The following is an 18,943-nucleotide window of genomic DNA, read 5'->3' as shown; positions in this document are numbered from 1 at the left end:
CGCCATGGCCATTCCCGCCGCTCTCGAACTGGTCGCCGTCACCAAGCGCTACGACGCCACGCTGGCCGTCGACAACGTCAACCTGAAGATCCCGGCCGGCACCTATTGCTGCCTGCTCGGCCCCTCCGGCTGCGGCAAGACCTCGACGCTGCGCATGATCGCAGGTCACGAGGCGGTCAGCGAAGGCGACATCATCCTCGGCGCGCAGAACGTCACCGACCTCGAGCCCGCCAAGCGCGGCACCGCGATGATGTTTCAGTCCTACGCGCTGTTTCCGCACCTCTCCGTGCTCGACAACGTCGCCTTCGCCCTGAAAATGCGCGGCATCGACAAAGCGACGCGGCACAAGCGCGCCGGCGAATTGCTCGAGCTGGTCGCGATGAGCCAATATGCAGGCCGTCTTCCGGCGCAGCTCTCCGGCGGCCAGCAGCAGCGCGTCGCGCTCGCGCGCGCGCTGATCACCGAGCCGCAGATCCTCCTGCTCGACGAGCCGCTCTCGGCGCTCGATCCGTTCCTGCGCGTCAAGATGCGCGGCGAGCTGAAGCGGCTGCAGCGCGAGCTCGGCATCAGCTTCATCCAGGTCACCCACGGCCAGGAAGAGGCGATGGCCCTCGCCGACCACATCGTGGTGATGAACCACGGCAGGATCGAGCAGCAGGGCACGGCGCGCGACATCTTCCATCGTCCCCGCACCGAATTCGTGGCCCGATTCATCGGCGGCCACAACGTGCTCAGCGACGCCGGCAATCTCATCGCCGTTCGCGCCGATCAGCTCGGCATCGTGCCGTTCGTCGACGGCGCCTTCGGCGCGCCGGCGCTGCTGACCCAGACCGAGTATCAGGGATCCTACATCGCCGTCTCGCTCACGCTCGACGACGGCACCGCCCTGTTCTCCCACGTTCCCGAGTCCACCTTCGACGTGCATCCGTTCCGTCCGGGCGATCGCGTGCTGGCGACCTGGGATCCCGCCAAGGCGCAACGCCTGCAATAGCACCCTTCACCACGGAAATGCGCAACACAGAGGAGTGAGCGAAATGACCGAGACGACCAGGAAGACCGGCGTCAGCCGCCGCACGCTATTGAAGGGCACCGCGGGTCTCGCCGGCCTCGCCGCCGGCTCCGGCGCGATCACCGGCTTTCCTTACGTGAAGTCGGCCGATGCGAAGGTGCTGCGCTATCTCGGCACGGCCGTGAACGAGGGCGACGACATCGCCAAGCAGTGCCTGAAGGACACCGGCATCAAGATCGAATACATCACCGCGACCACCGACGATGTCACCAAGCGCGTGATGACCCAGCCGAATTCCTTCGACGTGCTGGATACCGAATATTTCTCGCTGAAGAAGCTGGTGCCGTCGGGCAACATCCTTGCGCTTGACGCCAAGAAGATCAAGGAGTTCGGCAACATCACGCCTGTCTTCACCAAGGGCGAGACGCCCGGCGGCAAGAAGATCGGCGGCCAGGGCACCGCGCCCTGGAAGGTGCTCTATCTGGAAGGCAAGGACTCCAAGAAGTTCGCGACGTCGGCGACCGAATTCGTCACGCTGATCCCGACCGTCTACAACGCCGACACGCTCGGCATCCGCCCCGACCTGATCAAGCGCCCGATCAGCACCTGGGCCGAGCTGCTCAACCCCGAGTTCAAGGGCAAGGCTTCGATCCTCAACATCCCCTCGATCGGCATCATGGATGCCGCGATGGTCGTGGAAGCCTCCGGCAAGTACAAATATGCCGACAAGGGCAACATGACCAAGGAAGAGATCGATCTCACCATGAAGGTGATGACCGAGGCCAAGAAGGCCGGCCAGTTCCGCGCCTTCTGGAAAGACTTCAACGAGAGCGTCAACCTGATGGCCTCGGGCGAGACCGTGATTCAGTCGATGTGGTCGCCGGCGGTCACCAAGGTACGCTCGATGGGCATCCCCTGCACCTTCCAGCCGCTGAAGGAAGGCTACCGTTCCTGGGCTTCCGGCTTCTGCGTGTCCAAGGGCGTCTCGGGTGCCAAGCTCGAATGGGCCTATGAATTCGTGAACTGGTTCCTGTCGGGCTTTGCCGGCGCCTATCTCAACCGCCAGGGCTATTACTCCGCCGTGCTCTCCACCGCGAAGGCGCACATGGAGCCCTACGAATGGGCCTACTGGATGGAAGGCAAGCCGGCCGAGAAGGACATCAAGGCGCCCGACGGCTCGCTGCTTGAAAAGGCCGGCGCGGTGCGTGACGGCGGCTCCTACGAGGATCGCATGGGCGGGGTCGCGTGCTGGAACGCCGTGATGGACGAGAACGACTACATGGTCCGCAAGTGGAACGAGTTCATCGCGGCGTAACGGACATGTCGGAAGAAGTCCTGCAACAGGCAGCCCCGGGTTTGATCCCGGGGTCGGGCACAGCGCGCGCCGCAAAGCCGACGCGCCTGTCGCCGTCCTTCATCTCCTGGCTCCAGGCCGGGCCGATGATGCTGGTGTTTCTCGCGTTCTTCCTCATTCCGCTCGTCTTCGTCGTCATCGTCTCGTTCTGGGACTACAACGAATACCAGCTGCTGCCGGCTTTCTCCGGCCGCGGCTACACCGACACGTTCGAGGGCTGCATCGCGCAGCTCCCTGAGCTCTGCACCATCGCCAAGACCTATCTGAAGACGCTGAAGCTCTGCTTCCTGGTCTGGGCCATCACCCTCTTCATCGGCTTCTGGGTCGCCTACTTCCTCGCCTTCCACGTCAAGTCCAAGACCTGGCAGATGGGCTTGTCGCTGCTCTGCACGATCCCGTTCTGGACCTCCAACGTGATCCGCATGATCGCCTGGATCCCGCTGCTCGGGCGCAACGGCCTGGTGAACACCGGCCTGATGAAGACGGGACTGATCAACCATCCGATCGAATGGCTGCTGTTCTCCGAATTCTCCGTCGTGCTGGCGCTGGTGCACCTCTTCACCTTCTTCATGGTGGTGCCGATCTTCAACTCGATGGTGCGCATCGACAAGTCGCTGATCGAGGCCGCCTATGATGCCGGCGCCAGCGGCTTCCAGACCGTCGTCAACGTCATCATTCCGCTGGCCAAGCCCGGCATCGTGATCGGCTCGATCTTCGTCATCACCATCGTGATGGGCGACTTCATCACCATCGGCGTGATGGGCGGCCAGCAGATCGCCGCCGCCGGCAAGATCATCGAGACGCGGGTCAACGCGCTGCAATTCCCCGCCGCCGCGGCCAATGCCGTGATCCTGCTCGCAATCACCTTCCTGATCATCACCATGATGTCGCGCATCGTCGACATCAAGAAGGAGCTCTAGAGCATGAAGGAAGGACGCCCGCGCTCGTTCTACGTGCTCGCGATCTTCTTCGCGGCCTATGTGCTGTTTCTCTACGGGCCGATGATCGCGATCTACGTGCTGTCGTTCCAGGGGCCGCTGGGCGGCCTCACCTTCCCGATGAACGGCGTGTCGACCTTCTGGATCGCGAAACTGTTCCAGGGCACCGGCATCGTCGATCTCGGTGCCGCCTTCCGCCGCTCGCTGCTGCTTGGCATCGTCGTGATGATCGTCACCGTCGTGCTGTCGGTCGCCGCCGGCATGGCGTTCCGGCGCAAGTTCAAGGCGCAGAGCATCCTGTTCTACTCGGCGATCGCCAGCCTCATCGTGCCCTCGATCATCACCTCGCTCGGCATCTCGCTCGAGTTCCGAATCATCGACGACCTAATCAAGGCGCATTGGAACGAGAATTTCGAGACCTCGATGGGCCTGCTCACGTCCGGGCTCGGCGCGCACCTGACCTGGACGCTGCCGTTCGGGCTGCTCATCATGTTCGCGATCTTCAACCGCTTCGATCCGCGGCTGGAAGAGGCCGCGCGCGATCTCGGCGCGACACCGTGGCAGACGTTCCGCCATGTCGTGCTGCCGATCATCCTGCCCTCGGTGATCGGCATCGGCTTGTTCGGCTTCACGCTGTCCTGGGACGAGCTCGCACGCTCCAGCCAGGCGATCGGCGCCGTGAACACGTTGCCGCTGGATCTTCAAGGCCTCACCACCACCGTGACCAACCCCGACATCTACGCGCTCGGCACCGTGATCTCGGCGGTCTCGTTCACGGTCATCACGCTTGCGCTCGGCACCATTCACGTGCTCAACAAGCGGCAGGCGGCCAAGGGCTCGGACGCCGGCAAGGGACTCGTCTGAGATAAGGACTCGTCTGTTCCGATGCGGCTTCACGTCGTCAATCCCAACACAACAGCGTCGATGACGGCGAAGATCGCCGCTGCCGCGCGCAGCGTCGCCGTCGCGGGTACCGTGATCGATGCGCGTCAGCCGGCGATGGGCCCGGTCTCGATCGAGGGATTTTACGACGAAGCTTTCGCGGTGCCCGGCATGCTCGGCTGCATCCGCGAGGCCGATCGCGACGGCGCGGACGCGCACATCATCGCCTGCTTCGACGACACCGGCTTGGATGCCGCGCGCGCCGCCGCCAAAGCGCCTGTGATCGGCATCGGCGAGGCCGGCTTCCACCTCGCGAGCCTGATCGCCGCTCGTTTTGCCGTGGTGACCACGCTCGGCGTCTCCATCGTTCCGATCGAGCACAATCTGCGCAAGTACGGCCTGGCCGAACGCTGCGTCCGCGTCCGTGCCGCCGAGGTCCCAGTGCTGGCGCTGGAAGAGCGCAACAATGATGCGCTCGGCAAGATCTCGGCGGAGATCACCGCCGCCATCCGTGACGATCGCGCCGAGGCCATCGTGCTCGGCTGCGCCGGCATGGCCGATCTCGCAGGCGAGCTCGCCGCCGCGCACGGCCTGCCCGTGGTCGACGGCGTCGCGGCCGCGGTGACGCTGGCGGAATCACTGGTGCGGCTTGGACTGAAGACCTCCCGGCTCGGGCCTTATGCGGCACCGCGCGCAAAGAGCTATTCCGGGCCGTTCTCGCAATTTCAGCCTTGATCCCTGCCCCCCGCGCTGCGCTCCGGGGCTGCAAGGGCCGCTGATCACTGGTTTTTTGCCGCTCAGCCTCTTTTTGGTCCCATTCCTTGCCGAAACGTAAGGCTTTCGGGACGCCCCGGTGACCCCTCTGGGTTGCCGGTCTTCGCCACTCACCAAGTTTCAATTTGGGTTTTGTCAGCGATGATCGATCTCGCCCAGGACAGGCCGTCCAACACCCTCCTTCGCCTTGGCGCCCAGCCGATCGCGCTGACTGCTGCAGCCCTCCTGCTGCTGATCGCCGGCGTGACGTCGATCGCAATCTGGCGGGCCTATACCGGCGCCGCCCCCGAGAGCGACCGGGTGGTGGCCTCGCGGCAGCTTCAGGCCCGCGCCGCCCAGGCCTCCGAGCAGCTGGTCGAGAAGACCAAGGGGCTGGAGGCGACCCAGCAGGAATCGATCGACCAGCTCCAGGTGGTGCAGGACCAGCTTCAGACGATGAAGCGGCTGCTGGCGGCGCAACAGGCCGACACCAAGCGCCTGTCGGAGCAGGTCACGGCCTTGAACGAATCCATCGACGGCTTGCGGCAGTCCTTTGCCAGTGCACGGGCGACGGAGGTCGAGACTCCATCGGTTACCCGCAGGAAACCGGCGCGGCACCGCCACGCCAGCGCACGCAAGCGCTCGGGCGGCTGAGCCGGTCACGGTGCGGGAACTTTATTTTCGCCACTTGTGAACTGGATCACATTCGCCGGTATGATTCCGCGCGATGCTCGCCGTTACCGGATGGCGTGAGCCGATTTCAATATCCGGGGCTGGCAAGGTCGTTGACGGTATACTGCGTCAACGACCTTGTTTTTTAACAGCTATTCCGCCTCACTCGCAGACGTCGACCTGGCGGTAGCGCCATCCCGACGGGGTCATGACGCGCTTGCGCGCGACGTAGCAGCCGCCATAACCGTCGTTGTAGCCGGCGCCATAATAGGTGGGGCCGCCGTAGTAGGGGTAGCCGTAATAACCGCCGTAGTAGCCGGCGCCGGCGAGACCTACCCCGATCCCGACCCCTGGCCAGAAGCCGCCGCCATGCCAATGACGGTGCCCCCAGCCATGGAAGCCGCCACCATGGAAGCCGCCGCCGTGAAAGCCTCCACCACGTCCGAAACCGCCGCCCGCCTCGGCCTTTTGTGGCGCCAACAGCCCGACCGCCGCCACGGCCAGCGCCGCCATCATCATCCTGCGTAACATCACTCGATCCTCCGCGTGGAGGTCGCTCCACGCTTCAAAGCAGGACCAAGCTACCGTCAGTCGGTCATTCGTGACAGCCACGCTGTCTCACTTCCGCGCGAGCATCGGCGGCAGATGCTCTTCATTGTCCTACCTTGCCCGTCCACTACGCGGCAGCGCCCATCTCCGCCCCGAGATCCTCGACCATGGTCACGAAGATATGCGAATCCTCTCCGTCGCCGCCGATTTGAAGGCGCCGCCACGACACCTTGCGCCGGCCGCGGATCGGGTTGTTGATCGTATCGGTGATGGGCTCGAGTTGCTGCTGCTGGGCGAGCAGCTGCTTGTCGCGCCGCTCGATCAGATCGGCAGTTTCCTTGGAAAACAGTTCGCGCGCTGTCTTGCCGACGATTTCGGCGCGCGACATGCCGATCTGCTTCTCGGCAGCCTTGTTGATGAACAGATAGCGCAGGTTGGGCGCATCCTTGGCGATGATGCCTTCGGTCACGTTCTCGACGACGATGGCGAGCAGGCGCTCCATGCGCTCGTGCATGCGCTCGCGCTGACGCTGTTCGGTGATGTCCTCCTGCACCGACACCCAGCCGCCGCCGTCCATCGGGCGCTCGTAGATCTTGATGACGCGGCCGTCGTTCAAGGCAAGCTCGTAGGCCGTCGGTTCGCGCCTGGCGATCCGGTCGAGCACCGCCGCGACATATTTCGCGACGTCGCCGCTGAACAATCCGCTCTTGACCCTGTGCTCGAGGATCTCCTCCAAGGTCGAGCCGGTCTGGATCGTCTCCGGCAGATCGTACATCTTCCGGTAATTGGCATTCATCGCGACCACATTGGCCTTGCCGTCGAGCATGATCAGCCCCTGCGGCATGTTGTTGATCGCCGCCGAAAGCTGCCACTTCTTGGCCTGGTACTTGTCGTTGAACTTGTCGCGCTCGGTCATCGCCGCGTCGCGCGCCTGCGCGGTGCCGAGCTCGAGCTCCTCGAGCTCGAAGATGCGCGCCACCGCGTCACGGAAATTCTGTACCGCGCGCGCAAGGCGCCCGATCTCGTCGTGACGGCGCAGATGCGGCACCTCGCTCTTGACGTCGCCCTGCGCGATCCGGTCGGTCGCCTGCGTGATATCGGCGAGCGCGCCGACCACCGAGTTCCGCATGACGACGACGTTCAACGCCGCGAGCATCAGCGCCACGAGCCCCAGCGCGAACAGATAGGCGGCTGCGTAACGGTGGCTGTCGGCGAGCTCGTCCGCCTCGCGGGCGCGCTGTTCGTAGATGCGCTCGAGCGCTTCGAGATCGCTGTTGAGCTTGCTGCGCAGGGTGCGGTTGGCGTCGTTGTCGCCCCACTCGCGGGCCGCGGCGGGGCTGATCTCGACGCCGCGGCGCACCAGCTCCTTGCGGAAGTCGATGAATTGCTGGATGCGTTGGCGGAAGGAGGAGAACAGCTCGGCGTCGTCGTCGCGCACCGTGCGCTCCATGCTCTTCACGGCCTCGGCGAGCTCGCGGTTGCGCCGCACCAGCCCGTCCGCGAACTGCTTCATCGCGGCACGATCGGCGGACATGTAGATGCCGCGCGATTCCATCACGACGGCGTAGATCAGGGCGTTGATGCGCCCGACGCCGACCGCCGCGTCGGCGGAGGTGGCATGCAGGTGGCGATACGTCGTCTGCAGGCGCACCGACTGGACCGACATCACGAGCAGGAAGGTGGTGACGATCGCGAGGAAGGCGGCAATGCTATAGACCTTCTCCGCAACGGTCAGCGTGTCGGCGCCGCGTATGAAACGGACCAATTTCTTCAAGAATTTGGTTCCGGCACCGAGACCGGATTGCAGCGCAGCAGCTCCCATGGCGCCGCTCCTCCTGGTTGAAAACGCTGGATGATAAGCGTGATCGCGCTAGCAGAGGATTAAAGCGCCAACCTGTATTTTTACGGTCGAGCCTTGGCCCGGCTGGGGCGAAGCGCGGCCGGGCGGGCCGGTCAGTCGATCCGCTTCAGGCCCTGCTTGAAGCGCGGACCGTTGGCTACGTAGAACCGGGCCGCGCTCCCCATCTTCTGCACCTGGGCGTCGTCGAGCGTGCGGATCACGCGGGCGGGCGAGCCGATGATCAGCGAGCGTTCGGGGAACTCCTTGCCCTCGGTGATGACGGAGCCGGCGCCGACGATGCTGTTGCGGCCGATCTTTGCCCCGTTCATCACGATCGAGCCCATGCCGATCAGCGCGCCCTCCTCGATGGTGCAGCCGTGCAGGATGACGTTGTGGCCGACCGTGCAGTTCTTGCCGATGACAAGCGGAAAGCCGAGATCGGTGTGGCAGGTCGAGCCGTCCTGCACATTGGCGCCCTCGCCGACCTCGATCCACTCATTGTCGCCGCGCAGCACCGCGCCGAACCAGACGCTCGCGCCCGGCTTCAGGCGCACCCGGCCGATCACGGTCGCGGTCTCGGCGATGAAATAATTGCCGTCGGCGGGAAGGTCGGGCGCCTGCCCGTCGAGCTCGTAGATGGCCATGGGGAACTCCTGTCGCGTTGACGAGTGGCATAGCCAAACGGCAGCCGCGACGCAAAGGGCCAGCCGCGCTCGAGGCGCTTCGGATCAGACCAGAAGGCCGGCGGCGCGCAGCGTCATCAGGAAGAAGGTGCCGCTCATCATGCTCCAGAACCCGGCGATGACGGTTGCCATCATCACGAATTCGACGCGGCGGCTTTCCACCCGCACGCCGCGCAGCGTGTTGCGCATGATGATGAAGGGCGCGGCGAACACCAGGAAGGGAACCGCCGCGAAGGTTTTCGGGGCCACGCCGTCCTGCAGCAGGCCGAAGCCGGCGGGCCGCTGCGCCAGCGCCTGGTATCCGTTCACGAGCGCGCCCGCGAGCGCGAAACCGATGCCGATCGAGAAGAAGGTGTTGAGAGCTTCAGGTGTCATCGGAAGTGCTCCGCCCTTACGCAACGCGCGTGCCTTCCTGTGACAAACAGAGCCCGTTAACGCTACATTATCCTTAAGGAAAGGTTAACGCGGCCGGGCGTCCGGTGCAGGGGCGTCCCCGATCCAAGCAGCCGGGAACGCTGCGCGAGAGCGCCGTCGCATGGCATATTCGCCGCTGATTCGTCGGCCATCGGCCGACCTCCGGTCGACCTCGCGCAATTCATGACATTGTTCTCGGCAGCTCCCCTCAGGTCCCCCCGCCCGCGCACTCGGGCGCATGTCGTCCCGATCGTGCTCGGCGGCGCGGCGGCGATCGCAGCTGTCGCGCTTGTCGCCTATCTGCTGTGGCCGACCTGGGGCAGCCGGGGCGCGAACGCGCCGGACAAGCTGCCGGTGAGCGTCGGCGGCACGTTGTTCAACCTGCCGGTGACCGCGATCCGGATGAAGATCCAGCGGCACTCGGGGCCGCAGGAGCGCATCGATCTCGACTTCCTCTATCCGTCGCTGGAGCCGCCCGGCGCGCCCAAGCACGTCACCTCCGACACGGCGGAAGCGGCGCTGCAGGCGATCGACCGCATCTTCCTGTCGATCGCGGCCCATCACGATGCGCTCTCGCCCGAGCAGCGCACGGCCATGATTTATCCGCGCTATCTCGACCAGGCCGCGGCAAGCCCAGCGGACGGCCTGACGATGCGGATGTTCCGAAGCGATACGCCCTACGGCAGCGAGGACCTCTATTCGGCTGCGAGCCCCGCGCTCACCGCGCGCTGCACGCGCGATGCCGCCACCCCCGGCATGTGCCTCGCCGAGCGCCGCGTCGGCGGCGCCGACCTCACCTTCCGCTTTCCACGGAGCTGGCTGTCGCAATGGCGCGACGTGGCCGAGGCGATGGACAGGCTGACGGCGCAGCTGCGCGGGCCGCGGGGCTGAGCGGGGGCAGCTGGCGTCTCCAAAAACAAAACGTCGAAAACAACCCCATGCACAGTAGCCAAGCGTTGGCAGCATCGAGTCTTTTCGTTTTTTTCGAATAATGATTGACCCATCAGGCCAAAACAGGGCATGATGGCCGCGATGCGTGGCACGGGGTTGCCCGGATGGCGCATGGATGTGTGACTGATATCACTGAGCACAGATTGCGATTGGCCATGCTGCGAATAATCTGACGCTATTGCATTCGGGGGCTGGAAAGCGGCTTCGGCTGTTTGTTTTGTTGATTGTTGCGAGCTGGGTCGGAGCCGGACCGGCGCTGGCTGAGAAGCGCGTCGCGCTGGTGATGGGCAACTCGGCCTACAAGAACGTGGCGCGGCTGGCGAACCCCGCGAACGATGCCACCCTGGTCGGCGGCATGTTCAGGAAGGCCGGGTTCGATACCGTCGACATCAAGCTCGACCTCAACGGTTCGGAGATGCGCCGGGCGCTGCGTGACTTTGGCGGCAAGGCACGGGATGCCGGCGTCGCGGTGGTTTATTACGCCGGTCATGGCATTGAACTGGACGGCGTCAACTATCTGATCCCGACCGACGCGACGCTGGAGACCGACAGCGACGTGCTGGACGAAACGATCGCGCTGGACCGCGCGCTGTTCGCCGTCGAGCCTGCAAAGCAGCTGCGCCTGATCATCCTCGATGCATGTCGCGACAACCCGTTTGCCAAGACGATGAAGCGTACCATCGCCTCGCGTGCCATCGGCCGCGGCCTCGCCAAGGTCGAGCCAACCAGCCCGAATACGATGATCGCGTTCGCGGCGAAAGCGGGCTCGACGGCGTCCGACGGCGACTCCAAGAACAGCCCGTTCGCGGCGGCTCTCGTCGAACGTCTGCCGACGCCCGGGCTTGACCTTGGCAAGGCCTTTCGGTTCGTTCGCGACGATGTGCTCAAGAGCACCGGCAACAAGCAGGAGCCTTTTGTCTACGGCTCGCTCGGCGGCGACGACGTGGCCCTGGTTCCGGCCAAGCCGGTCGCAGCGCCGGGCCCGCAAGCCAATCCTGACAGCGAAATCCGGCGCGACTACGAACTGGCGCTCCAGCTCGGCACGCGCGACGTTTGGACCGCGTTCCTCAATCGTTATCCCAGCGGCTTCTATACCGATCTCGCCAAGGCTCAACTCAACCGGATTTCTGCCGAAGACGCCCGCGCTGCAGCGGCCGAGAAGGCGCGGGCGGCCGAGGAGGAGAAGGCAAAGCTTGCCGCCGAACGGGCCAAGAGGGCCGAGCAGGAGAAAGCCGCAGCAGCGGCCAAGGCTGCCGAAGATGCTCGAATCGCCGCGGAGAAGGCCAAACGGATCGAAGAGGCCAAGGCGGCCGCCGCCGAGCAGCGCAGGAAGGATGCAGAGGCAAAAGCGCTGGCCGACAAGCAGGCCGCCGAAAAAGCGCTGGCCGAAAAGATCGCCAGCGAAAAGGCAGCGGCTGAGCTAGCCGCCAAAGAGAAGGCTCAGCGTGACGCTGAGCAGAAGGTCGCGGCCCTGGCCCCTGCTCAATCGGCGCCCTCGCTCTCGCCGCTGGAAACCGCCAAGCTGGTTCAGTCGGAGCTTCGTCGCGTCGGTTGTCTGGCCGTCGCCGCCGACGGCGACTGGAATGCGTCATCACAGCGCTCACTGACGCTGTTCAACCAATATGCGGGAACGAAGCTCGACCCCAAGCTCGCGAGCTTCGAGGCCCCTCGACATGATCAAGTCCAAGCCGGGCCGGGTCTGCCCGCTGGTGTGCAATCGCGGCTTCAAGGCGGACGGCGATACTTGCGTCAAGATCGCGTGTCGCGCCGGCTATCGCGTCAACGACGACAATGAATGCGAGAAGGTGCAAGACAAGAAGCCGGTCGCAACCCGTGAAGATGCCAAAAAGCGCGACACGGAGCGCAAGCAAACCGAAGCTGCACCCGCGAAGCCGCAGTCCTCTGGTCAAATAGTCTGTTCCGGAACCGGTGGAATCTGTCGTCCGGTTCGTCCCGGCTGTCGCCTTGAGCAAAAGGGCTCCAGCAACCTCGAGGTCTGCAATTGAGCACGTAAAGCTCATCAGGATGTTGGTCCAGCAATGCTGGCGCAGCTGCGCTGTGCTCGCAATGACCGGCGTGGAGAAAGTGCACCTCATTCTTCGCTGCGTGCATGGGACGCAGCGCAGCGTCTCCCTGGCGATACGAAGCATCGTGAGGTGCGCGGAGCCCGGCCCATGGTGCAGAGATGCGTCTCGGGGCTTCTGGGTTCCGGCTCTGCACCGCAACGCTGATGGCCTGGGGTGCGTCCGGGACACGAAAGAGCGCCGCACACATCGAAAAATGTCGCTGCGCTCGCAAGGAAGAGGATAAATTATTCCTGATCGACCAGGTCGTCCTCGAGGATCGCCATCTGGAACTGGAACGAGCGATCGTCGTCCTCGTCGTCGACGAAGAGCACGCCGATGAACTCCTCGCCGATATAGACCTCGGCGGAATCGTCCTTCTTCGGCCGCGGCACGACGCGGATCTTGGGATTGCCGAATACGCGCTTCAGATATGCATCTAACTTTCTGACTTCTTTGACGTCCACGGCAAGTCTCCGATCGAAAATGGTCGGCGGGTTTTAGGACGAGATGCGGCCAACCGCCAGCATGAATTGTCAAAGAATTTGGGGAGGAAAAGGGCCGGAAAATCCGGCCCTTCGCAGCATCAAGGGCCCGCTCAGAGCCCCATTGCGTTGATCATCTGGTCCATGGTGCGCGACGGCTCGGCGCAGCCGGCCTCGCCGACGATCTTGGCCGGCACGCCCGCGACCGTGACGTTATGCGGCACCGGCTTGACCACGACGGAGCCTGCGGCGATGCGCGCGCAATGGCCGATCTCGATATTGCCGAGGATCTTTGCACCGGCGCCGATCAGCACGCCGTGGCGGATCTTGGGGTGACGATCCTCGTTCTCCTTGCCGGTGCCGCCGAGCGTGACGCCGTGCAGGATCGAGACGTCGTCCTCGATCACAGCCGTCTCACCGCAGACGAAGCCGGTGGCGTGGTCGAGGAAGATGCCGCGGCCGATGCGCGCGGCGGGGTTGATGTCGGTCTGGAACACCGCCGACGACCGGCTCTGAAGGTAATAGGCGAAATCCTTGCGGCCCTTCAAATAGAGCCAGTGCGCGAGGCGATGGGTCTGGATGGCATGAAAGCCCTTGAAGTAGAGCAAGGGATCGATGAAGCGCGAGGTCGCGGGATCGCGGTCGTAGACAGCGACGAGGTCGGCGCGGAAGGCGTTGCCGAGATCGGGGTCGTCGCGCAGCGCCTCGATATAGGCCTGACGCACCAGATCGCCCGACAGCGCGGAATGATCGAGCCGGTCGGCGACGCGGTGGACCACCGAATCCTCCAGCCGGCCGTGATGCAGCACCGCCGAATAGATGAAGGTCGCAAGCTCCGGCTCGCGGCGGACGATGTCCTCCGCTTCGCTGCGGATCCGGTCCCAGATCGGATCGAGCGATGCGAGCTTTCCTCCCGGATTGACCTGATGCACTGCCATGGGATCTGCTCTTTCGAATTGGCTGGTTTTGTTGGTTCTATAGCACAGTCTAGGCGACAAAGTCCTGACGGGCTTGCCTGAGAGTGAACAGCACCTTGCCCCACAGGGCATGCCAAGGCCTTGAAAGACAACAGGTTCCTCTAACACCCCAAGCGGCAAGGTCGGCTCAAAGTGGTCAGAGTTCCGCCAAATTCAAGGCGGGCCGCGTCAAACTATTGGTGAATTCGCCCCCAACCGTTATTGCGGGCATGATCCGAACTGGGGGCAGTGCCGATTTGACCATCACCACCGATCAACTGCGCGCGCGCGCCGCGGGCTCATTTTGGCTGCGGCTGGCGGCGGTGGCCCTGCCCCTTCTCTTGCCCCTCCTGATGATCGCGCCGGCGGTCTGGAACGGCTATCCGCTGTTGCAATGGGATACCGGCGGCTATCTCGCGCGCTGGTACGAGGGTTATCTCGTCCCCAGCCGCTCCACGGTGTTCGGCCTCTATTTGCACTATGGCGAGGGTTTCGGTTTCTGGATCAACCTCGCCGCCCAGTCGCTGGCAACGCTATGGCTGCTGCAGCTCACGCTTCGCGTGCTGGGATTGATGCAGACCTTCCGCTTCGTCGCGATCAGCCTCTCCCTGATGCTGTCGACCGCGCTGCCCTGGCTTGCGAGCATGCTGCTCACCGACATCTTTGCCGGGCTCGCGGTGCTGTCGCTGTTCCTCCTGGTGGTCGGCGCAAACCGCACCTCGACGCTCGAGAAGGCATCTTTGTTCGTCTTCACCGCCTTTGCCGCAGCGACCCACAGCGCCACGCTCGGCGTGCTGCTCGGACTGTGCGCCGCGGGCTGGATGTCGCGGCCGTTTCTGGGCGCGCGCCTGCCGCTGGCCGGACTACTGCAGGCGAGCCTCACCATCGTCGCGGGCGGCTTGATGCTGGTGTCGGCGAATTATGCGTTGTCCGGCAAGCTGGCCTGGACGCCCGGCGGCTACGGCGTCGCCTTCGGCCGCATGATGCAGGACGGCATCGTCGCGCAATATCTCAACGACCGTTGCCCGCGCGAACGTTACAAGCTCTGTCCCTACCGCAACGAGCTGCCGGCGAGCGCCGACGAATTCCTGTGGGGCAAGAGCGTGTTCAACACGCTCGGCCGTTTCGCAGGCATGAATGAGGAGATGGGCACCATCGTCGTGCAGTCGCTGAAGGATTATCCGGCTTGGCAGGCCGGCGCGGCGCTCCGCGCGATGGGACAGCAATTGCTGCACGTGGCGACCGGCGAAGGCACCAACGGCTGGATCCCGCACACCCGCGGCATCATCGAGCGCTACATCCCCGCACAGGCCGCGCCGATGCGCGCGGCGCGGCAGCAGAACTGGGGCGTCAATTTCGATGTCGTGAACTGGCTGCATGTCCCGGTCGCGCTGGCCTCGATGCTGGCGCTGCTCGTGCTGCTCGGCCATGCGCTGGCGAGGCGCCGGCTGGACGATCTGACGCTGCTGGCGGCGACCGTGACGCTGGCCCTGCTCGGCAACGCCTTCATCTGCGGCGTGATCTCAGGGCCCCACGACCGCTACGGCGCGCGCATGGTGTGGGTCGCGACGTTCGTGGTGCTGATGGCGGTAGCGCGGCGGCTGGGCGAGGACAGCAAGGCGCGCAAGTCTGGAAGATGGCGCGATTGCAGAGATCACCAGCCGTGAGGGACTGACGGCATTTTCCACATCAATCCGCGACAGGCTGCTCCCGACCTTCCGAGCAGAATTCAGGTGCGTCGATGTGGCGAGCTCTTTCTCCTCAGATGCGAACCTATCATAGCGGAGACGGGATTGATCGCAGGCCTCCGCGCCAGGAGCCTTGATGCGCTCGTGCTAATCGCTGACCGGGTCTGGCCAAAAGATGACGCGCGAGGGTCCACACGGCATTACCTGCGTGCTAACTTGAACGACGTGTTATGTCATAAGGTGCCAGCGAGATGCGCCGCCGTGATTTCATCAAGGCTGTTGCGGGCTCGGCTGCAGCCTGGCCGCTGGCGGTGGGCGCGCAGCCCACAGATCAGCCCAGGAAGAAGATGCCTCGTATCGGCCTTCTGGCGTCGGTTCATCATGAACGAATCGATGCCTTTGAGCATGGGCTACGCGAGCATGGGTATGCCCAGGGCCAGAACATCATCATCGAGCACCGGTTCTGGAATAACGATCCGAAGCAACTGGCAAAGTTTGCCGCCGACTTGGTCACTCTGGATGTTGAAGTGATCGTAGCGCCCTCTACGCCCGAGGCCCTTGCCGTCCAAGCGCTTACCAGCACGATCCCCATTGTGACTGCCACCGCCGACGCGGTCGGTGTCGGGTTGGCGGCAAGTTTCGCGCGGCCCGGCGGAAACGTCACCGGACTGACCGCCGTCGGTGGAAGCAGCAAGAATCTCGGTCTCCTGGCGGAATTGCTGCCGCGAGCATCGCGTTTTGCGGTCCTGCTCGACCCAGACAACCGGTATCATGCCGAGTTGATGGCCGGCTTTCAGAAGACCGCCGCGGAACGACACTTCGAGATTCTTCCGGTGGTGAAACGCTCGGTGGAAGATATAGGTCGGGGATTCCACACCATGGCGTCGAAGCATGTCCAGGGCCTCCTCGTGCTTGCGGACCCCATCGCGCGCACCAACCGGCGGGAGATCATCGAGCTCGCCGCACAATACCGAATTCCCGCGGTGTACTATTTTCGTGAAGAAGCGGTCGAAGGAGGCCTTCTCGCTTATGGCGCGGATCTCATCGAGCTCCATCGTCGGGCCGCCGCTTATGTTGCAAAGCTCCTGCGGGGCGCGAAAGCCGCCGAACTCCCGATCGAGCAGGCCGAACGCTTCCGCTTAGTGATCAATCTAAAGACCGCCAACGCACTCGGCCTGAGTATCCCGACTGCGCTACTCGCGACCGCCGATGAGGTGATCGAATGATGCTGCCTGCATGCGGTCCGAGCGGGTCTGGTCGGCGAACGCGCGGAAGGTGCGGCCGACGGCATTGGTGATGTCGTCGAGGGACGGTTCTTCCAGCGCCTCGGCGACGTTCTCGCCGGGACCGCTGGACCTCGATCAGGGAATTGCGGTGACATTGCTGTCACCGTGATTCACCCCACATTTTTTCACATCTCCTTGGCGAGCGCGAACAGCCGGAATTCCTCGAGTGCCGCGTGCCGATGTGGCGCGGCTTCGCGCCGGTAGGTCTCCGTGTCGACGATCGCGCGAAAGGTGGCGAAATCGCCGTACTCATTGAGCGCGGCTTCGTCCCAGCGCTCGCCTGGCGAGCCGACGAGGCTCGTCAGGATCGGGCCGGAGAACATCCGCGCGAGCGGCTTACCGGCCGCAAGACGCCGGAACGCCGGCCTGTAGCGTTCGTGAAAGGCTTCGCGGCCCGTGCATGGCGCGGCGTCGAAGCCGTCCTCGTAACGCGCCTGCGCGCGGTAGCGCAGCAGATTGAGCATATAGACCGGCTGGCCGGGTGGAATCGCCCGCTCGGCGGCGTCGAGGGCTTGGAGAGTGATTTCGATTGGGTTCATCAGACTTCCCGCGTTTTTAGCGCTTGCAGAATGCGCGCTGCCTATCCCTAGCTAACGGTTCAGGGCCGGCGCTTGTAGTGACTGCACAGCCATGATTATGTGGACTTCATGTCCACAACGACTTTGCCTCCCGATCTCTCGCGTCTCCTCGCCTTCGTCCGCGTCGTCGAGGCCGGCTCCTTCGCTGAAGCCGCGCGGCGGGCGGGGACGACCACCTCGGCGATGTCCAAGGCGGTCGCCCGCTTCGAACAGGCTCACGGATTGCGGCTTTTGCATCGCTCCACCCATTCGCTGGCGCTGACCGAAGAGGGCGACAGGCTGATGACGGCGGGACGCGCGTTGGTCGAAAGTCTCGCCCGTGTCCAATCCGCGCTCGGCGAAGTCGCGCGCGACGATGGCGGACGAGTGCGCGTGACCGCTCCCGCCTCGTTCGCGCGCGCCTGCATCCTGCCACGGCTGCCCGCGTTCCTGCGGGAACGGCCAGAAATCGAGATCGAGGTCAAATTCCGCAACGAGATTCTCGATCTCGCAGCGGAAGGCGTCGATGTCGCGATCCGCACAGGGCCCCTCGACCGCGCGCCCGGCCATCAGGCGCGGCGGCTTTGCACGTTCTCCTGGATCGCTTGCGCCTCGCCCGCCTATCTGAAGGCGCGCGGCGCGCCGGCCACTCCCTTCGAGCTCTCCGCGCACGACCACGTCGGCTTCCGCAATCCCGCAAGCGGTCAGATCCTGACCTGGCGCTTCGCCGACCCGCGCGGCAAAGGACCCATTCGCTTCACGCCCAAACCCAAGCACATTTGCGACGACGCGCACGCTTCGCTGGCTTTGTTGACGAATGGGTTCGGTGTCGGCTGGGGGCCGGCGTGGCTCGTTGGCGACGACCTTCTCGCCGGCCGGCTGGTCGAGGTTCTGGCGCCCTGGCGCGCGCCTGGGGAACCCCTATGGATGCTGCGCACCTCGGGCCGCCGCCCGCCCCTGCGCACACAGCGCGTCATGTCGTTCCTCAACACGCTTCCCGCCGCGTTCAGCGACAAGGCGGTGTGAAGCAGCGGTCGTCACCCAAATTGAGGCGCTGAGAAACTGAGCTAAAGGTCCTAGGGGTTTGCCGACTCAGCCGCGGCGTGAAAGGAAGTCGAGCACGCCGGTCTTGTAAACCTTGTCGCCGACCGCGCGCATGTGGTCGCGGTTCGGAATGTCGAGCACTTCCGCGCCTGGGATGATGGCGCCGAGCGCGCTGGCGCTTCCTGCGACGTCGTCGGCGCTGCCGACAGCGATCAGCACCGGCACCTCGATGCGCGCGGCCTGCTGCCTCGTCATGAGATCGCGCGTGCCGCGCAGGCACGCGGCGAGCGCGCGGCGGTCGGAGCGGGTCTGGTCGGCGAACGCGCGAAACGTGCGGCCGACGGGATCGGTGACGTCGTCCAGCGCGGGCGCCTCCAGCGCTTTGGCGACGTTCTCGCCGGGACCGGTGCCCTCGACCAGGCCGCCGATGCCGATGCCGCCAAGGATCGCCGAGCGCAGGCGCTGCGGCTCGTTGAGGGCGAGCCAGGCCGTCATCCGCCCGCCCATCGAATAGCCCATGATGTCGGCCTGCGGGATGGCGAGATGATCCATCAGCGCGAGCACATCGCCGGCCATCACGGGTATAGAATATTGCGCGGGCTCGTAGAGCTTTGCGCTCTCGCCGTGGCCGCGATTGTCGAGCGCGATGACGCGGCGTCCGTTCTTGCGCAGTTCCGACACCCAGGTCGGATAGACCCAGTTCACGTTCTTGCTGGAGGCAAAGCCGTGCACCAGGATGATCGGATCGCCCTCGCCTTCGTCGAGATAGGCAATTTCAACAGCGCCGTTGTGAAAGCTCGGCATCAGCAGTTCCGTGAG

The 18,943-nt window shown here is 64.5% G+C and carries 18 protein-coding genes and 2 pseudogenes; 11 read left to right on the top strand and 9 right to left on the bottom strand.

From position 1 onward, the window contains the following. The first annotated feature begins 4 nt into the window (after positions 1-4). The 6 genes from ABIA45_RS04180 to ABIA45_RS04155 all read left to right on the top strand — a co-directional run bounded on the left by ABIA45_RS04180 (position 5) and on the right by ABIA45_RS04155 (position 5,590). Positions 5-991, top strand: coding sequence for an ABC transporter ATP-binding protein (locus ABIA45_RS04180; protein WP_404651121.1), 987 nt, complete (start codon positions 5-7; stop codon positions 989-991). 43 nt (positions 992-1,034) lie between these two features. Then, a complete protein-coding gene (locus ABIA45_RS04175; protein WP_036044006.1) occupies positions 1,035-2,324 on the top strand; it encodes a PotD/PotF family extracellular solute-binding protein in 1,290 nt (429 codons plus the stop codon). A gap of 5 nt (positions 2,325-2,329) precedes the next feature. Beyond that, positions 2,330-3,283: an ABC transporter permease gene (locus ABIA45_RS04170; protein WP_404651120.1), complete on the top strand. Its 954-nt coding sequence runs from the start codon at positions 2,330-2,332 to the stop codon at positions 3,281-3,283. Positions 3,284-3,286: 3 nt separating this feature from the next. After that, positions 3,287-4,165 (top strand): ABC transporter permease, encoded by an 879-nt coding sequence (locus ABIA45_RS04165; protein WP_404651119.1) that lies wholly within the window; start codon positions 3,287-3,289, stop codon positions 4,163-4,165. A gap of 21 nt (positions 4,166-4,186) precedes the next feature. Further along, positions 4,187-4,918 (top strand): aspartate/glutamate racemase family protein, encoded by a 732-nt coding sequence (locus ABIA45_RS04160; RefSeq protein WP_404651118.1) that lies wholly within the window; start codon positions 4,187-4,189, stop codon positions 4,916-4,918. A gap of 180 nt (positions 4,919-5,098) precedes the next feature. Continuing rightward, the gene (locus ABIA45_RS04155; protein WP_157280644.1) at positions 5,099-5,590 is read left to right on the top strand and encodes a hypothetical protein; all 492 of its coding nucleotides are present in this window, start codon (positions 5,099-5,101) and stop codon (positions 5,588-5,590) included. Positions 5,591-5,770: 180 nt separating this feature from the next. Here the strand turns inward: ABIA45_RS04155 and ABIA45_RS04150 are convergent, their stop codons facing one another. From ABIA45_RS04150 to ABIA45_RS04135, 4 genes are all read right to left on the bottom strand, one after another. Further along, positions 5,771-6,139 (bottom strand): hypothetical protein, encoded by a 369-nt coding sequence (locus tag ABIA45_RS04150; protein WP_404655607.1) that lies wholly within the window; start codon positions 6,137-6,139, stop codon positions 5,771-5,773. A gap of 145 nt (positions 6,140-6,284) precedes the next feature. After that, positions 6,285-7,979, bottom strand: coding sequence for a PAS-domain containing protein (locus ABIA45_RS04145; protein WP_404651117.1), 1,695 nt, complete (start codon positions 7,977-7,979; stop codon positions 6,285-6,287). 131 nt (positions 7,980-8,110) lie between these two features. Continuing rightward, a complete protein-coding gene (locus ABIA45_RS04140) occupies positions 8,111-8,641 on the bottom strand; it encodes a gamma carbonic anhydrase family protein (RefSeq protein WP_404540125.1) in 531 nt (176 codons plus the stop codon). Between the two features lie 84 nt (positions 8,642-8,725). Then, on the bottom strand, positions 8,726-9,055 hold the full coding sequence (locus ABIA45_RS04135; protein WP_157280648.1) for a DUF6949 family protein: 330 nt from the start codon (positions 9,053-9,055) through the stop codon (positions 8,726-8,728). 222 nt (positions 9,056-9,277) lie between these two features. Between ABIA45_RS04135 and ABIA45_RS04130 the strand changes: the two genes are divergently transcribed. Next, positions 9,278-9,985, top strand: coding sequence for a hypothetical protein (locus ABIA45_RS04130; protein WP_404651116.1), 708 nt, complete (start codon positions 9,278-9,280; stop codon positions 9,983-9,985). 343 nt (positions 9,986-10,328) lie between these two features. Further along, positions 10,329-12,051: pseudogene (locus tag ABIA45_RS04125) on the top strand (caspase domain-containing protein). A gap of 305 nt (positions 12,052-12,356) precedes the next feature. Here the strand turns inward: ABIA45_RS04125 and ABIA45_RS04120 are convergent. Beyond that, on the bottom strand, positions 12,357-12,575 hold the full coding sequence (locus ABIA45_RS04120) for a DUF3126 family protein (protein WP_007602550.1): 219 nt from the start codon (positions 12,573-12,575) through the stop codon (positions 12,357-12,359). A gap of 131 nt (positions 12,576-12,706) precedes the next feature. Next, on the bottom strand, positions 12,707-13,531 hold the full coding sequence (cysE, locus tag ABIA45_RS04115; RefSeq protein WP_145640657.1) for a serine O-acetyltransferase: 825 nt from the start codon (positions 13,529-13,531) through the stop codon (positions 12,707-12,709). Between the two features lie 275 nt (positions 13,532-13,806). Here cysE and ABIA45_RS04110 point away from each other — a divergent pair, with 275 nt between their 5' ends. Both ABIA45_RS04110 and ABIA45_RS04105 read left to right on the top strand, forming a co-directional pair. Further along, the gene (locus ABIA45_RS04110) at positions 13,807-15,216 is read left to right on the top strand and encodes a hypothetical protein (protein ID WP_404651115.1); all 1,410 of its coding nucleotides are present in this window, start codon (positions 13,807-13,809) and stop codon (positions 15,214-15,216) included. Positions 15,217-15,488: 272 nt separating this feature from the next. After that, the gene (locus tag ABIA45_RS04105) at positions 15,489-16,463 is read left to right on the top strand and encodes an ABC transporter substrate-binding protein (RefSeq protein WP_404651114.1); all 975 of its coding nucleotides are present in this window, start codon (positions 15,489-15,491) and stop codon (positions 16,461-16,463) included. On the opposite strand, the pseudogene ABIA45_RS04100 reads toward ABIA45_RS04105, so the two are convergent. Further along, a pseudogene (locus tag ABIA45_RS04100) lies at positions 16,461-16,589 on the bottom strand (alpha/beta hydrolase); the annotation flags it as partial. The gene ABIA45_RS04105 and the pseudogene ABIA45_RS04100 sit on opposite strands and share 3 nt — an antisense overlap. Before the next feature lie 59 nt (positions 16,590-16,648). Then, complete coding sequence (locus ABIA45_RS04095) at positions 16,649-17,062, bottom strand: hypothetical protein (RefSeq protein WP_404651113.1); 414 nt, start codon at positions 17,060-17,062, stop codon at positions 16,649-16,651. Between the two features lie 108 nt (positions 17,063-17,170). Between ABIA45_RS04095 and ABIA45_RS04090 the strand changes: the two genes are divergently transcribed. Further along, entirely contained in the window at positions 17,171-18,106 is a 936-nt protein-coding gene (locus ABIA45_RS04090; protein WP_404651112.1) for a LysR family transcriptional regulator, read from the top strand. A gap of 66 nt (positions 18,107-18,172) precedes the next feature. On the opposite strand, the gene ABIA45_RS04085 is transcribed toward ABIA45_RS04090, so the two are convergent. After that, positions 18,173-18,928, bottom strand: a complete 756-nt coding sequence (locus tag ABIA45_RS04085) for an alpha/beta fold hydrolase (protein ID WP_404651111.1) — start codon at positions 18,926-18,928, stop codon at positions 18,173-18,175. Positions 18,929-18,943 lie beyond the last annotated feature (15 nt).

It is taken from the genome of Bradyrhizobium sp. USDA 336 (assembly GCF_044908355.1).
GTDB lineage: Bacteria > Pseudomonadota > Alphaproteobacteria > Rhizobiales > Xanthobacteraceae > Bradyrhizobium > Bradyrhizobium yuanmingense.
Note: the sequence above shows the minus strand (reverse complement) of the source record. Positions and strands in the feature narration are given on the sequence as shown.

Excerpts from the sequence above, each read along its gene's own strand:
- ABIA45_RS04180 (WP_404651121.1), top strand. The coding sequence starts at position 5 with ATGGCCATTCCCGCCGCTCTCGAACTGGTCGCCGTCACCAAGCGCTAC.
- ABIA45_RS04175 (WP_036044006.1), top strand. The coding sequence starts at position 1,035 with ATGACCGAGACGACCAGGAAGACCGGCGTCAGCCGCCGCACGCTATTG.
- ABIA45_RS04170 (WP_404651120.1), top strand. The coding sequence starts at position 2,330 with ATGTCGGAAGAAGTCCTGCAACAGGCAGCCCCGGGTTTGATCCCGGGG.
- ABIA45_RS04165 (WP_404651119.1), top strand. The coding sequence starts at position 3,287 with ATGAAGGAAGGACGCCCGCGCTCGTTCTACGTGCTCGCGATCTTCTTC.
- ABIA45_RS04160 (WP_404651118.1), top strand. The coding sequence starts at position 4,187 with ATGCGGCTTCACGTCGTCAATCCCAACACAACAGCGTCGATGACGGCG.
- ABIA45_RS04155 (WP_157280644.1), top strand. The coding sequence starts at position 5,099 with ATGATCGATCTCGCCCAGGACAGGCCGTCCAACACCCTCCTTCGCCTT.
- ABIA45_RS04150 (WP_404655607.1), bottom strand. The coding sequence starts at position 6,139 with ATGTTACGCAGGATGATGATGGCGGCGCTGGCCGTGGCGGCGGTCGGG.
- ABIA45_RS04145 (WP_404651117.1), bottom strand. The coding sequence starts at position 7,979 with ATGGGAGCTGCTGCGCTGCAATCCGGTCTCGGTGCCGGAACCAAATTC.
- ABIA45_RS04140 (WP_404540125.1), bottom strand. The coding sequence starts at position 8,641 with ATGGCCATCTACGAGCTCGACGGGCAGGCGCCCGACCTTCCCGCCGAC.
- ABIA45_RS04135 (WP_157280648.1), bottom strand. The coding sequence starts at position 9,055 with ATGACACCTGAAGCTCTCAACACCTTCTTCTCGATCGGCATCGGTTTC.
- ABIA45_RS04130 (WP_404651116.1), top strand. The coding sequence starts at position 9,278 with ATGACATTGTTCTCGGCAGCTCCCCTCAGGTCCCCCCGCCCGCGCACT.
- cysE (WP_145640657.1), bottom strand. The coding sequence starts at position 13,531 with ATGGCAGTGCATCAGGTCAATCCGGGAGGAAAGCTCGCATCGCTCGAT.
- ABIA45_RS04105 (WP_404651114.1), top strand. The coding sequence starts at position 15,489 with ATGCGCCGCCGTGATTTCATCAAGGCTGTTGCGGGCTCGGCTGCAGCC.
- ABIA45_RS04095 (WP_404651113.1), bottom strand. The coding sequence starts at position 17,062 with ATGAACCCAATCGAAATCACTCTCCAAGCCCTCGACGCCGCCGAGCGG.
- ABIA45_RS04090 (WP_404651112.1), top strand. The coding sequence starts at position 17,171 with ATGTCCACAACGACTTTGCCTCCCGATCTCTCGCGTCTCCTCGCCTTC.
- ABIA45_RS04085 (WP_404651111.1), bottom strand. The coding sequence starts at position 18,928 with ATGCCGAGCTTTCACAACGGCGCTGTTGAAATTGCCTATCTCGACGAA.